The organism is Flavitalea antarctica, assembly GCF_054461535.1.
In genome coordinates, this window is record NZ_JBTLQG010000044.1 from 1 (window position 1) to 13,775 (window position 13,775).

At 44.1% G+C, this 13,775-nt stretch carries 15 protein-coding genes; 7 read left to right on the top strand and 8 right to left on the bottom strand.

Translation table 11 applies throughout. From position 1 onward, the window contains the following. On the bottom strand, positions 1–391 hold a 391-nt coding region (locus ACX0G7_RS24340; protein WP_458926139.1), incomplete at its 3' end, for a YitT family protein. A 214-nt stretch (positions 392–605) separates the two neighbouring features. Then, positions 606–3,056, bottom strand: coding sequence for an ABC transporter permease (locus tag ACX0G7_RS24345; protein WP_458926140.1), 2,451 nt, complete (start codon positions 3,054–3,056; stop codon positions 606–608). A 245-nt stretch (positions 3,057–3,301) separates the two neighbouring features. On the opposite strand from ACX0G7_RS24345, the gene ACX0G7_RS24350 reads away from it, so the two are divergent. Further along, positions 3,302–4,039, top strand: a complete 738-nt coding sequence (locus ACX0G7_RS24350) for a YitT family protein (RefSeq protein WP_458926141.1) — start codon at positions 3,302–3,304, stop codon at positions 4,037–4,039. Then, a complete protein-coding gene (locus tag ACX0G7_RS24355) occupies positions 4,036–4,197 on the top strand; it encodes a DUF2179 domain-containing protein (RefSeq protein WP_458926142.1) in 162 nt (53 codons plus the stop codon). The genes ACX0G7_RS24350 and ACX0G7_RS24355 overlap by 4 nt, the downstream gene beginning before the upstream one ends. A 217-nt stretch (positions 4,198–4,414) precedes the next feature. Here the strand turns inward: ACX0G7_RS24355 and ACX0G7_RS24360 are convergent, their stop codons facing one another. Next, positions 4,415–5,080: a TetR/AcrR family transcriptional regulator gene (locus tag ACX0G7_RS24360; RefSeq protein WP_458926143.1), complete on the bottom strand. Its 666-nt coding sequence runs from the start codon at positions 5,078–5,080 to the stop codon at positions 4,415–4,417. Positions 5,081–5,118: 38 nt separating this feature from the next. Between ACX0G7_RS24360 and ACX0G7_RS24365 the strand changes: the two genes are divergently transcribed. The 3 genes from ACX0G7_RS24365 (at position 5,119) to ACX0G7_RS24375 (ending at position 7,581) form a co-directional block, all read left to right on the top strand. Then, entirely contained in the window at positions 5,119–5,673 is a 555-nt protein-coding gene (locus tag ACX0G7_RS24365) for a cupin domain-containing protein (protein ID WP_458926144.1), read from the top strand. A gap of 130 nt (positions 5,674–5,803) precedes the next feature. Beyond that, positions 5,804–6,325: a hypothetical protein gene (locus ACX0G7_RS24370; protein WP_458926145.1), complete on the top strand. Its 522-nt coding sequence runs from the start codon at positions 5,804–5,806 to the stop codon at positions 6,323–6,325. Positions 6,326–6,381: 56 nt separating this feature from the next. After that, positions 6,382–7,581 carry an SGNH/GDSL hydrolase family protein gene (locus ACX0G7_RS24375; protein ID WP_458926146.1) on the top strand — a complete coding sequence of 400 codons (1,200 nt, stop codon included), beginning with the start codon at positions 6,382–6,384 and terminating at the stop codon, positions 7,579–7,581. 114 nt (positions 7,582–7,695) lie between these two features. Here ACX0G7_RS24375 and ACX0G7_RS24380 read toward each other — a convergent pair whose 3' ends face one another. The 3 genes from ACX0G7_RS24380 to ACX0G7_RS24390 all read right to left on the bottom strand — a co-directional run bounded on the left by ACX0G7_RS24380 (position 7,696) and on the right by ACX0G7_RS24390 (position 9,409). After that, positions 7,696–8,139, bottom strand: a complete 444-nt coding sequence (locus ACX0G7_RS24380) for a BBE domain-containing protein (RefSeq protein WP_458926147.1) — start codon at positions 8,137–8,139, stop codon at positions 7,696–7,698. Positions 8,140–8,331: 192 nt separating this feature from the next. Beyond that, on the bottom strand, positions 8,332–8,499 hold the full coding sequence (locus tag ACX0G7_RS24385) for a hypothetical protein (protein ID WP_458926148.1): 168 nt from the start codon (positions 8,497–8,499) through the stop codon (positions 8,332–8,334). A 145-nt stretch (positions 8,500–8,644) separates the two neighbouring features. Then, positions 8,645–9,409: an oxygenase MpaB family protein gene (locus tag ACX0G7_RS24390; protein ID WP_458926149.1), complete on the bottom strand. Its 765-nt coding sequence runs from the start codon at positions 9,407–9,409 to the stop codon at positions 8,645–8,647. A gap of 209 nt (positions 9,410–9,618) precedes the next feature. Between ACX0G7_RS24390 and ACX0G7_RS24395 the strand changes: the two genes are divergently transcribed. After that, positions 9,619–10,215, top strand: a complete 597-nt coding sequence (locus ACX0G7_RS24395) for a hypothetical protein (protein ID WP_458926150.1) — start codon at positions 9,619–9,621, stop codon at positions 10,213–10,215. Positions 10,216–10,407: 192 nt separating this feature from the next. Here the strand turns inward: ACX0G7_RS24395 and ACX0G7_RS24400 are convergent, their stop codons facing one another. Next, entirely contained in the window at positions 10,408–11,169 is a 762-nt protein-coding gene (locus ACX0G7_RS24400) for a uracil-DNA glycosylase family protein (protein WP_458926151.1), read from the bottom strand. 366 nt (positions 11,170–11,535) lie between these two features. Between ACX0G7_RS24400 and ACX0G7_RS24405 the strand changes: the two genes are divergently transcribed. Further along, a complete protein-coding gene (locus ACX0G7_RS24405; RefSeq protein WP_458926152.1) occupies positions 11,536–12,813 on the top strand; it encodes a vanadium-dependent haloperoxidase in 1,278 nt (425 codons plus the stop codon). 128 nt (positions 12,814–12,941) lie between these two features. On the opposite strand, the gene ACX0G7_RS24410 is transcribed toward ACX0G7_RS24405, so the two are convergent. Beyond that, positions 12,942–13,763: an alpha/beta fold hydrolase gene (locus ACX0G7_RS24410; protein WP_458926153.1), complete on the bottom strand. Its 822-nt coding sequence runs from the start codon at positions 13,761–13,763 to the stop codon at positions 12,942–12,944. Between the last annotated feature and the right edge of the window lie 12 nt (positions 13,764–13,775).

Sequence of the window (13,775 nt, forward strand, 5' to 3'; positions counted from 1 at the left end):
GTCCTACACCGGTGCCTATAAGTATACCACCAAATATTGCTATCAGTAGCCGGTCGCTCGTTATCGGTCCGATATTAACAAACAGCAGACCCAGTGAAAGCAGTGCAACAGCTATCGAAGTTTGTACGGCAAAAGTTTTACCGATCTTTTTGTACCCGAGATATATAAAGGGAAGGTTCAGTATAAACATCAGTAAACTGATGTTCACATGTAACATTTCATGAAGCAGGATCGAAATACCGGTTACCCCGCCATCAAGGAACCTGTTGGGGATCATAAAACCTTTCATGGCGACAACCGCGAGGCCGGTGCCAAATACCATCTGGGTCAGGTGTTTCGGGTTTCGGATATGTTTCCAATCTATTGCCTTGGTTGTAAATTTGCTACTCATGCTCGATTTTGGTTATATGTTACCCGCTTCGCATCAACTTCACCTCCGCGGTCTTACTGTATTCCGCCCACTAGACATCCGCACCAGGGCTCAAATATAGCACTGGCCGGGTTCTGGCAAATGGATGCACCTGATTTTGTTGAAGCGCGATTCCGGAATCGTTGGGTTTGGTGAAGACTGATTCGAAAAGATAAAACATTTAAGTTAATGACGATCAGTCTGCCCTTAAGGTTTTTACCGGATTAGTCACAGCCGCCCGGAACGCCTGGAAACTGATAGTAAGCAGGGCGACGATCACCGCTGCCACGCCCGCTAAAACAAATGCCTGCCAACCGATATCGACGCGATACGCAAATTCCTGTAGCCATTTGTACATCGACCACCAGGCAATGGGAAATGCGATAAGGGCAGCCACTATAACAAGTTTCAGAAAGTCTCCCGAAAGCATCAGCACGATGTTACCTGAGGAAGCACCCAATACCTTCCTGATGCTGATCTCGCGCATGCGTTGTTGAGTGGCATAGGCCGCCAGTCCCAGCAAACCAATGCAGGCAATAAAAATGGCGAGGGAAGAAAAGAAAGAAAATATTTTCTGGGTTGTTGATTCTGCCTGGTATTGCTCAGCTACGGTTTTATCCAGGTAGTTGAACTGGAAGGGCCGGTCTTTGACAAATGTTTTCCATTTTGTTTCCAATGCCGTAACGGCTGCATTAAAATTATCCGCTTTGATCCTGACTGCTGTCAGGAACATCACATCATTGAAACGGGATGAATTTGTGAAAACAAGCGGTGTGATGGGATTATGGAGCGATTGGTAATGAAAGTCTTTGACAACTCCAATCACTGTATACACATATTGTGCGCCGTCTCTTCCGTTGAATAGTTCATCCAGCGTAGTCAATTGTGCCCCGATAGGTTTTTTAAGGCCAAGTTCCTGCACCGCTTTCTCATTCAAAACAACTCCGAGTGAATCGGTTGAAAAATCCTTTGAGAAAAATCTTCCTTCTTTAATTTCCAGACCGAGAGTGGCCGCATGCGCTTCATCAGTGATTATTCCCCTGCCCGTCATCGGTTCTCTGCTGCCCTTTTGTTGCCAACTGACTCCAAAATAATTATTGATCCCGGGTAATGATGAAGCGCCGCTGATATTTTCAACACCTGGTATCTTCATCACTTCGTTCTTGAACGCCCTCGTGTTATCGTTCAGCAGGTCAGTTCTTTCAATGATAATAGTGTGCTCCTTATTGAAGCCAAGTTTTTCACTGGTCATAAACCGCATCTGCGAATTAACAATGATCGTGCAAATGATAAGTATAACGGAGATAGCAAACTGAAATACCACAAGACCGTTGCGGAGTGCGAGGCCATAATTGCTGGATTTGAATTTACCCTTTAGGACCGATATTGGTTTAAAGGACGACAGAACGAATGCAGGATAAATGCCCGCTGCCAACCCCGTAATAATGGAAAACAACAAAAGTAAGATGATATTAGGCAAAGTGAAAAGGTCACTGATCCGGAGGTCTTTGCCTGAGATTTGGTTGAATAGCGGCAGCAGCAGGAAAAGTATGCCCCCTGACAACAACATACTCATAAAACTTAAGAGCGTTGATTCAGCAAGGAACTGTATGATCAGTGACTTTTTCTCAGAACCAAAGGTCTTTCGGATACCCACTTCTTTTGCGCGTTCAATTGACCTGGCGGTGGCCAGGTTGATAAAGTTTATACATGCCAGCAACAAGATGAATACGGCTACTATACTGAATATGTAAATAGACTGCCTGCTGCCATTGGGACGCAGCTCTGCTTCAAGATGGGAAATCAGATGAATCTCCGGCAATGGCTGGAGATAGTAGTTATAACCGTTTCCCGCAGACTGGAATTGTTTGAACGACATAGCGAAACTGCGTTCGATGCTTCCGGCAGCATGTTTCTCTATGATTTTCGGGAATCGTGCCTGCACGGCTTTGAAATCAGCATTTTTGTTTAACAGCAGGTAAGTATGTGCGGCAAAATTCACATAGTTTACTTCGTTGAAGTCGGGCCGCCCCGCGGTTGTAAACAGCAGATCAAAAATGAAATGCGAGTTCTCCGGCCAGTCGGCACATACACCTGTTACTTCCAATGGTGGATTGTCATTGCCTTCAGGCTTTAGCAATTTACCCGTAGCAGCGGCAACACTGCCAAAGTATTTTTTTGCCGTAGTTTCTGTTAACACCACCGCATTTGGCTTAGCCAATGCAGTTGCAGGATCACCCGCAAGAAACCTGGCAGAGAAAACCCTGAAAAAATTTGAATCAACAAAATAGCCACGTTTTTCTTCAAACTTCCTGTCCTCATATGTCAGTTGGAAACTGGCTCCTCCCTGGTTATATATACGGACCGCTTCTTCCACTTCGGGGCATTCAAGCTTTACAGCCGCAGCATAAGACTGCGGAATTATTGAATAGGATGTTGATCGTCCGGGGTATTTGCGATCCACTACCATCCTGTATATCCGGTTGCCTCTCTCCTGGTCGCGATCATAGCTCATCTCATTTTTGATGAACAAAACAATAAGCAGGCAGACCGACATACCGATCGCCAGGCCCAGTATGTTGATGGTTGTATATCCCTTTCTCTTGAGAAGGTTTCTAAAAGCTATCTTGAAATGGTTTTGGAGCATTTGCAGGATTTTTGACTAGTGAACGAATGGCGTCGTACATTAAATGTAAGGGTTTGTTTCTTTGTGTAAAAATTTGAACTGACATGATAAGTCTGCTGTCGCAGGTTTTCGTGATATGGCAGCCCGGTACCCGGAATTCAATTACCTTTAGTCATTGATATCAATCCTTCGAAATCCCTTTGTGGACAGTATTACAGTGCTTTCTTAACCAACAAAACTTAACTGATCCGGACTGACTGTTTATTATGAGAGCCAAGTTCAAGCCTGCAGCGATCGACTGGAAACATCTCCGGAACCCGAAACATCTTTCCCAAATGATACTGGGGATCGCTTTTTCAGTAGTGGCCCTGAAAGGTTTTATGTTACCAAACAGGTTTCTTGATGGCGGCGTTACCGGTATATCAATATTACTTCATGAATTTTCCGGCATCAATGTCAGTTTGCTTTTACTGGTGCTGAACATGCCCTTCATCTGGCTTGGTTATAAAAAAATAGGTAAAACCTTTGCCGTACAAACATCTATTGCAGTGGTCCTGCTATTCCTCGGTCTTGAATACGTAGACATCGCGGCAATTACTACTGACAGGTTACTGATAGCCATTTTTGGTGGAATACTGATTGGAGCGGGATTGGGCCTTGTTATCAGGACAGGTTGTGTGCTTGACGGTACAGAGGTGATTGCCGTGTATACAAACAGGATGACTGGCTTCTCGAGCTCCGAAATGATAATGGCGATCAACACTGTGCTCTTTGCGGTCGCGGCCCTGCAGTTTGGCACTGAGAGTGCCATGTATTCCATCATTACTTATTTCACCGCCACCCGCGCCACAAATTATGTTGTGGATGGTATTGAAGAGTTTACTGCCATGCACATCATCTCAGGAAACCGGAACAGATCAAGCAGCTGCTGGTTAATGACCTGGGTAAAGGAATCACTGTTTATTTTGGAGAGAGAGGTTATCTGCCAGGTTCTTTTGATGTGAGCTTTGATTGTGAAATTATTGTTACTATCATTACCCGCCTTGAGATTAAAAAAATACAGGAGTCGCTCAGAACAATCGATCCTTCGGCTTTCGTTTATGTACATACGATAAAGGAAGCGAGTGGTGGAGTTCTTAAGGAGAAATCACACGCGAAGTAAATCAGGTTTAAAAAGATCAGTTCGAAACAAAATGGCGCTCATATTGTATTTTTCGGCCACTTGCAACGTGAATGGGTATCACTTTTCAAATGAAGCAGGTCAGTCATCGCTCTTCAAATGAAGCAGGTCAGTCATCGCTCTTCAAATGATAACACGTCAGTCATCTCTCCTTCACATAATGACATATTGATCATGCATATTGGCATGATTAAGCATGTTAAACAGGATCCGAAAGATGCTGCGTCTTCGGCTTATCAAGCGTGTCCAGGTAAGCGCGGATATCCTTTTTTCCTTTAGCTGTGCAGTAGGGTAAAAACAATGTCGTGATGAGGTTAAGGTAATATCGGATCTGTTGATGGCCTTCAAGATTTCTAAAAGAAATAGCAGCCTCTGAAATCCAGAAACGGCTCACGAGGGCCAGTGTCGTGACCAGGAATTCAAGCTCGTTATCGTCCTTGATATCCAGGTAACCGTTATTTGCCAGCACACTGATATTTGATTTGATCGCTTCTTTTCTTTTCTTCTGGGTTTCTTTGTAGGCAGCCGCAATAAGTTTGTTTTGTTGCATCAGGTGAACAAAACTCAGCAACAAACACCTGAACTGCTGATGGTGCTGAAACACCTTATAATGGATTTCGAAGAATCCAGCCAGGCTGATGTTTTCGTGGTGGACTATTATACCGGCATTCTTTTTTGTAAGTTCAAGTGACAACTGGTAAACAAGGTCATCTTTAGTCGGGAAATAGTAAGTGATATTGCCGACCCTCAGATCGAGAACCCCGGCTATTTCGCGCAATCCGACATATTCAATTCCCCGTTCATTGAACATTTCTAACGCTTTATCCAGTATTTTCTCCCTTGTATGCATCTTGAGTTTGGACATTGTCCAAATTTAGTGAACTTTACCGAAACAAAAAGCAAATGAACTATCAGTTCCCACATACGATCCAAAACTGTGTCGGGGAAAAAATAATTTTCCACCAGATCGAGCAGACACCGGATGGAGACCGGGTAATAGGCGAATCCTTCTGCAAGCCTGGATCAGGACCGATCATGCACACACATTTTAAACAGGATGAGGGATTGACAGTGGTTTCGGGAATCATGGGTTACCAGGTTGAAGGAAAACAACCAGGTTACATATATCCCGGGAATACCATGGTATTTAAGCGAGGGGTGCCCCACCGGTTCTGGGCCGAAGGAAAAGAGCCGCTGCACTGCCGGGCATGGGTTGCTCCGGCGAATACGATAGTATTTTATCTGACCTCGGTATTTGCCGCACAGAACAAATCAGGCAGTGAAAGGCCGGAGAAGTTTGACGGAGCGTATCTCTTGACAAGATATGCATCCGAGTACGAAATTGCCGGAATGCCCGTGTTTGTAAAGAAAGTTATTATACCTGCGACATACCTCTTAGGTCGGCTGCTTGGGAAATACAAGCATTTTAAAAATGCGCCAGAGCCGGTGAGGGATTAACTTATGCCTATACTGTCATCCATTGCCGGTTAATTACGATCGCTCCCATTAACATCATTTTTTAATCATCATTCCTCATCTTGTTTTTACCGCATTGTAAATGCAGTGATCACAACAAACCTTTTATTGTATGAAAAGAGATCTCGTTTATGCTATTGCCTGTCTTGCTTTCGCCATAATCATTGGCGGCGCCGTTTATGAACACCTTAACGTGGTGCCGGTATGGGCAGCAGCTCCACCCGTTTCATTAAGTATGTTCCAGGGAAAATATGGCCTGAGGCCTGATTTGTTCTGGAAGATCATTCATCCGGTTACCATCTTGCTGTTCGTACTCGCGCTGGCTTTCAACTGGAAATATGCACGCAGAAGCAATATCATTGTTGTATTAAGCGCTTACATACTCATCCTGGTTGTGACTGCCATTTATTTTGTACCGGAATTGATTAGCATTACTTCAACGCCCTTCAGCAATGTCCAGGATGCGGACCTCGTAAAACGAGCTTCATTATGGGAGCGGCTAAGTATAGCAAGGCTGGCTGTATTGGTAATCCTGGCAATCAAACTTTTTATGGGATTAACCAACGCTGGCGCGGTAGCTAAAGCAAAACGCAATCGCATTCATGCCCGGGAACGTAACACTGTTGTTGGTTAATGCTTTCTTAATCCGGTAACATTTGTTAGAAATGAAGGGCGGGTGTATTTTGTATCATGATCAGACACATTTGTTTATTCCTGGTTATTTTATTAGCCAGCTGGAAAACCTGTTTTTCCCAGTCACCCGAAAACTATAAAAGCTGGGACCCGGCAGCATCAAAGGTTCCGGTAATTGATGGCCGGGCATGGCACAATGAACTCGCAATGCCATATGACCGGCTTCCGGCAAAAGCGGAAAAAACGGTCCGCCCCGAGGTATGGCGCTTATCGCATAATTCGGCCGGAGAGTATATCAGGTTCCGTTCCGATGCTAGTGAGATAGTGATCAGGTATAAAGTAACAGGTAACAAAAGCATGAATCATATGCCGGCTACGGGCGTGAGTGGAGTTGATCTATACGCGTTGGATGTAAATGGCAACTGGCATTGGGTGAGAGGAAGTTTTAGTTTTGGAGATACGGTTGTATATAAATTCAATAATTTTTTTTCGACCATTCCGGTTAAGGAGTTCAGATTATATCTTCCTCTATACAATACACCTGAATGGATGAAGATCGAAGTCCCAACAAATAATACATTTGATCCGATTCCGGTGAGCGATGAAAAACCAATTGTGCTTTATGGCACCTCCATCATGCAAGGCGCATGTGCAAGCAGGCCCGGCCTGGCATGGGGAAATATACTTGGCAGAAGATTAGGCAAAAAGGTTATCAATCTTGGCTTTTCTGGTAACGGCCGTTTAGAGCAGCCATTGATTGACCTGATCAATGAAACGGATGCAAGTCTTTTTGTGCTCGATTGCCAGCCAAATCTGCACGACCGCAAAACCTATACAGCCAATGAGATCAGTGAGCGCATTAGGACTTCAGTAACAAACATGAGAAAGGCTCATCCTCAGACACCGGTTTTATTGGTAGAACATTGTTGCGGGTTGCCAGGGGTTAACATGGACACTTCATTCATCAGCCGGTATAGCTGGACCAGTGATATTCTTTCAAATACCTTTAAGTTATTAAAAGGCAGCGGTGTCAAAAATATTTATCTGCTTACAGCAGATGACATAGGATTTGATTCAGAATCCACCGTAGACGGAACCCATCCAACCGATATCGGAATGATGAAGTATGCACAGGCGTATGAAAAAGTTATCCGGAAAATTCCGGGGTTTGATAAGACTACAAAAGGGTCATCCAAAGCAACAACCAAATCGTTAAAACCGACGGCGACTTCGCCGGGAGCCGTGGAATCCAGGTAACCCGCTAATGCGTTAACCCGGTAATGCGTTAACCCGGTAATGTGTTAACCCGTATGCGTCAACCCGGTAATGCGGTAATGCGTCGACCCGGTAATGCGTCAACCAGGTAATGCGTCAACCAGGTATGATGTTCTGATTCATATGAAAGAAATTATCAGGATCATACTTACGTTTTAACTGTACAAGCCTGTCATAGTTTTTGCCATAAGCCTCTTTCACCCTGTCCTGGCCCTCTACACTCAGCGTATTAACGTACACCTTCGGGCTGAGAAAAGGTTGAAGCGCTTCCCATAATTTTCGGTTCCAGCTAATGTTGACCTGGTCATCTGTTGTATCTACCCAGTTTGACATGATCACAAGATCATAAAGAAGCTCACGGTGAGGATAAGCAGAGCCGCCTTCAGGTTCACGTGAAGCAGTCCCTCCATATAGTTCAAAGATGGTCGCGGAGAATGGCGAAGGATTAGACTCCATGTGTAAAAGGATCGTGTCGATTGCTTCATCGGAAAGCTCCTTCAGAAAGCCGGATTTCCAATAGTACCGATGTCCATGTGGCACGCCGCATCAAGCAATGTCTGAACCTGCAAATAAGGTATGGGTTGAAACAGGTCAGCAACCGGGTTACCGAAATTCCGCAAGGATTGAATAGAACGTTCCCCTTCTTCCATATCGCCGGAATAACATCCCACAAACCCAACCAAAGGAATACCATCCGGTGAGGTCAATAAAGCGGCGTAGAGTGTTAATTCGTTAGGTGCGGTTTCCAGCTGGTTTCCTGTCTATCATTCCATTCCAGATCTTCCTGGATTGTTCATATTCCAGGTCTCCCTCAACCAACATTTTTCCCGTAAGCAATGGTTGTAATTCGGAGGATGCAAAAGCTGTTTTTTCGCCAGGCAATAAGGTTTCTATACCCATGGTAATTGTTTAAGGAGTTAACAATATTTACGACCTGGTACGTTGGGTTTTAGAAAAAGAAGGGAGGCGGATAAGAATCCGGTGATGAGTATTAAATATACGAATATTGTTTATTGCCGTCCAAATCGGGTATGGAGTGGCGAGGTTATTTTTTAAATTGGTTCAATTCTGCGATTTGCTTTTTGTACTTATCGGGTAATAAGATTGACTTGATCCACGAATCTACTTTCAATTTACAGCTGAGTTTGTAGAGAGGAAGTATGGGACTGAGCAGGGAAGTCTTTTTAAGTCCCAGGAGTCTATGCACACGGGGAGGGACAACGAGAATCTGTGCTTCCTGCAGTATTTTATAACGCACGGGTCCCAGGTGCTTTTTATATTGTATGAAAAGATCGATGGTATAGTTGCTTTTTTCAAGGTCATGTTCCAGGTGTTCCGCATATACACGCAACCATTCAGCATAACTTGCGGGAAGTTCTTTCAACCCCATCCTTGTCCCTACCCGGTTGAACACATCAAAGACTTCTTCTTTTTCTGCGGGCGATAGTTTTCTGTCCAAAGTTTCAAACGAACTTATTGAATAGTGGATCAGCATGAACAAAACATCCCGGTATGCCCAATCAGGAATAGTATAACCTCTTTTATTTTCAACACCGGTATGAATCATCCTCATTTTGTCGATCATCGCATTGGCAGAATCGAGGTAAGAAAATACGATAAGACGTGCATATGTCACTGTCGAGAATAATCTTCCGATCGGATCAGCCGGCAGGCGGCCTGTAAAGTATAACCAGTCCACTGCCTTATTAAGGGCGAATTCAGCCGCGGCACCTCCGAAAATCAGGAGAATAGTATCTGCGTTGCCCCAGATCTTCCTGACAACAGAGTCTTCTTTTACAAACCATTCCATATCCCACAATTTAGGTTGTCTTTCACCAGTTAGTCTGCCCGGGCGGAAAATGTTACAACGAGTGGTTACTGATTTCTATGCATCACCGGTAAGTATATTTACTTAGCGTCCTATTTAATCCTGGCATCCACTATAATCGCAACTGGTTGGATATTAGGTTTGAAGCGTTCATTTAATCCATAACAAAAACAATTTTAAAATCCCTACCCATGAAAAAGAGTCTACTCCTGGTTTACCTGGGTGTAATGCTGGCAAGTACAGCCGTTGCGCAGAAAGATCTTAAGCCATTCAAATTCGATTTAAGCCTTGGTTACGCGATCCCGGGCGGATCCGGCGCTAAAGGTGGATTGCTGTTCGCAGCAGAGCCAAAATTCGCTGTCATCCCCCAGCTTGCGGTTGGTTTACGCATGGAAGTCGCGGTAATGGCGCGGGGAGTTTCCGGCGGCGAAGACAACTATGAAGAAGTAGAGGTCAAAGCTTCCGCTTCATACCTGGCCACAGCTGATTACTACTTTACTGAAAACTATTCTTTCCGTCCATTCGTTGGGGCAGGCCCCGGGATATATTCAGTTGCGGCCGCAACCGTAAATGAATATGAAAATGAATATAATGGAGAATCCAAAACAAAATTCGGTGCCATGGTAAGAGGCGGATTAGAGGCCAGGCATTTCCGTTTTGGTCTTGAGTACAATATTGTCCCGAAAACAACATATGTAGATTACAACGGTTCCGGCAACACCATTACAGCCAAGAACAGTTACGTAGGCATTAAAGTTGGAATCTGTATCGGCGGAGGACCTAGATAATAGCAATATTTATAAGTCATTTGAGGGCATCAACACTGATGCCCTTTTTGTTTGTATAAAGCCATATGATTTCTTTTTGTATAGAGCAGCCATGATCTCCGCTTGTTAGTATATTTTGTATGTAGTGCCGGCATAAGTTGTTGTTCAAAGATATCACTAATTACTTCGTTTCGGTTGTTGAATACTGTTAGTTCAACTTATGCGGCTGATTGCCGTGAGATATTTGTCAATGTACTGATGCCTGAATCGGCTTTTGTATTGCATGATATACCTGGGATGTTCCAGTGCGACCAGGTTATCAAAGAAATGATGTTCGCTGTTCAGTTTATTTAGAAATTTTTCATTTTTACCCGTGCCGAGTACAAAGCAGGTATCTGTTTTAATCCCTAGTTGTATCAGCCTGCTGATACTTTCTATCATGAATGGCTTTACAGCGGTGATCAGCTCGGGACTATCATAATAGTTATAGTTCTTTTCCTTCTGCTTATAACCAGTTTTCGTAAAGCCCAGGGGACAGGGCGAGTTGATATAAAGATCCCCGTAAAACTTAACTGGTCCCCCATAAGCATTGATCATTTCATAAATGAAAACCGAAGATACTTCGTGAGTTACTGGTCCTTCATAATGAATACCGCATTCTGATTGAAGTCTTTTCGGATCTGTGAAGGGAATGCCGGTTAGCCCGCCACCAAACCTGCCTGGGTTGATACCGAGAATGATATTCCTTGGACGATGATCATTGAAGTACTTAATGTAAAATTGTTCTATGATGGATAGTATCGCCGGGTTCTCCTGGAATGGATTCATGATTTTTATTCCATCGGGAAGGGGGGCTGCGGTGTAATGAAGACTTTTATGGAAGGCAATAGCTTTTGCGGCAAATGATTCCCCGATACGGCTGGCACACATCAGGCAAAAATACTGATTGGAAACGACTATTTGGCAGTCCGGCAAACGAGGTGGTTAGTCGCGAAAATTATCATGACTTTGAAAACAATGTGGTAATAATTATTATGCTGAAATGAAAAATTCTATATAGGTTTGCGGTAGTATTCCTGACCGATTGCATGAAACAAATGGCCGAAGATTTTTTGGATTGACTTTCGTCTTCCCGGATATATGTACAGTCGTTAGCTTAGCTCCGTAATTCAATTCTCCGCACCACTCATTTTAGTTAGCTGTTATAGTAACAAGGCAAAACCTGGTTCAGTATATCCTGCCCTTAACCTCTTGTTTCGCTGGCACCCAGACAATCACATCTTTTGAAGCGGGTTTACGTGCCTTATTCACTTGTATTATTTCACCCTTCAAATACTACATATGAAAAAGTTTACAAGCCTCATTTTCATTGCCCTCGTAAGCACATTGTTTATCGGATGTGTTAAAAGTGATTTTCCTAAGCATCACCCCGATAAGCTACCTGATGACATTATCATACAATGGAATTTACTTGCCTTCGACGCTGAAGGTGGAGCAGATTATACCCATGGACTCTTGTCGGCCCGATCGAATGCGATGGTCCATATCGCTATGCACGACGCGCTGAACGCCATACATCCGGTGTATGAATATTATATATATGGACCTAAAAGAAAAATAAACGGTGATCCGATTGTGGCAGCAGCCGTCGCTGCGCATACCGTGCTTGTTAGCATTTACCCGGAAAGTAAATCACCCCTGGACGAGGCTCTTGCCGGGAACCTGGCATCGGTACCCGATGGAGCAATGAAGGAAAATGGGATGAATGTTGGTCTTGCATCCGGCAAAGCTATCCTGGCGCTTCGGGCAAATGATGATCCTTTCAGAGACCCAATTGGTCTGGTTCCTGTGTCGACCGTACCAGGAGTTTACAATGCAGTGCCTCCTACGGAGTTCGTGTTTGCTGAATTCTGGAAAGATATGAAGCCATTTTTATTTAATAAGAGTGATGAACTGAGGGCTGGTCCTCCTCCTGCACTTCAATCCAATGAGTACCTCGAAAGTTACAATGAAATTAAAGTCATCGGCGAGTTCAACAGTACAGTGCGAACCGCCGATCAGAGTGCTGCAGCGAAATGGTGGTACGAGCTTTCAGAAAAAGGTTGGAACCGTGTAGCACGTACTTTGTCTGACGAACATGAACCAGATCTTTATACCAGTGCCCGATTATTTGCCCTGATGAATATGGCCCTCAACGATAGTTATGTGCTTGGATGGGATACCAAGTTTTTCTACAATTTCTGGCGCCCTTATACAGCCATTCGTGCTGCGGCTACAGACGGCAACGATAAAACAATTCCCGATCCCAACTGGCTATCATCAGAACCGACACCGCCTGTCCAGGACTGGCCCTCTACTCACTCAACGCTGGCCAATGCGTCTGCAACTGTACTTGAGAAATTTTTCGGACACCATGCATCTTTCTCAATGACTTCAACCTCCGGTGTGCCTGCATCCTTAGTAAGAAGTTTCAGCAGTGTCAGAGAGGCCGCAAATGAAAATGCAAGTTCACGGGTATATGCAGGAATACATTTCCGATTTTCATGTGTGGCTGGACAGCAAATGGGAGATAAGATTGGTAAAAAGGCGATTAATCACTATTTAAGACCACTGAAGTGAAAAACTGTTAATCATTTTTTTTTAAGATTGGTATCAAACCAGATAACATCTTATAATTAAAGGGCACCACTTTGCGATGCCCTTTAATTTGTCTTTTTAAATCAATGATTTTTTAAATCCACTAATTATTAAGCTTTAATAAAAGCCAGGATGTCTGCATTTATTTTTGCAGCTTCCGTCGTCGGCATACCATGGGGGAAGCCAGGATATGAAATCAACTTTCCATTCTTCAGAAGCTTTACAGCTTTCACGGCAGTGAGTTCAATAGGGACTATCTGGTCGTCGTCCCCATGAAGAACAAGCACCGGCACATCTGCTGCCTTAAGATCCTCGGTAAAATCTGTTTCAGAAAATGCCTTTACACAATCATAGTGAGCTTTGATTCCACCCATCATCCCCTGTCGCCACCAGTTATCTCTTATGCCCTGTGAAATTTTGGCCCCTTCCCGATTGTATCCATAAAATGCCATGGTAAAATCCTGGAAATACTGTTGTCGCTTTGTTGCAACCCCATCACGTATTTCATCAAAAACCGACATCGGGATACCGTCCGGATTACTTTTTGTTTGCGCCATAATAGGGGTGACAGCACTAATAAGAACTGCCTTAGCTACCCTTCCTTTGCCATGTTTTGCAACATAGCGGATCACTTCACCGCCACCGGTTGAATGCCCGACATGGATTGCATTTTTGAGATCAAGTGCTGCTGCCATTTCAGCAACATCAGCCACATAAGTATCCATGTCATTTCCTTTGTCCGTCTGGGTTGATCTTCCATGGCCCCGGCGGTCGTGGGCGATCACCCTGAATCCCTGGTTCAGGAAAAACATCATTTGTGCGTCCCAGTCATCGCCAGACAATGGCCAGCCATGATGGAAAACAATTGGTTGCCCTGTACCCCAGTCTTTGTAATAGATTTCTGTACCGTCTTTGACAACTATCTTACCCATGTTAAAAGATTT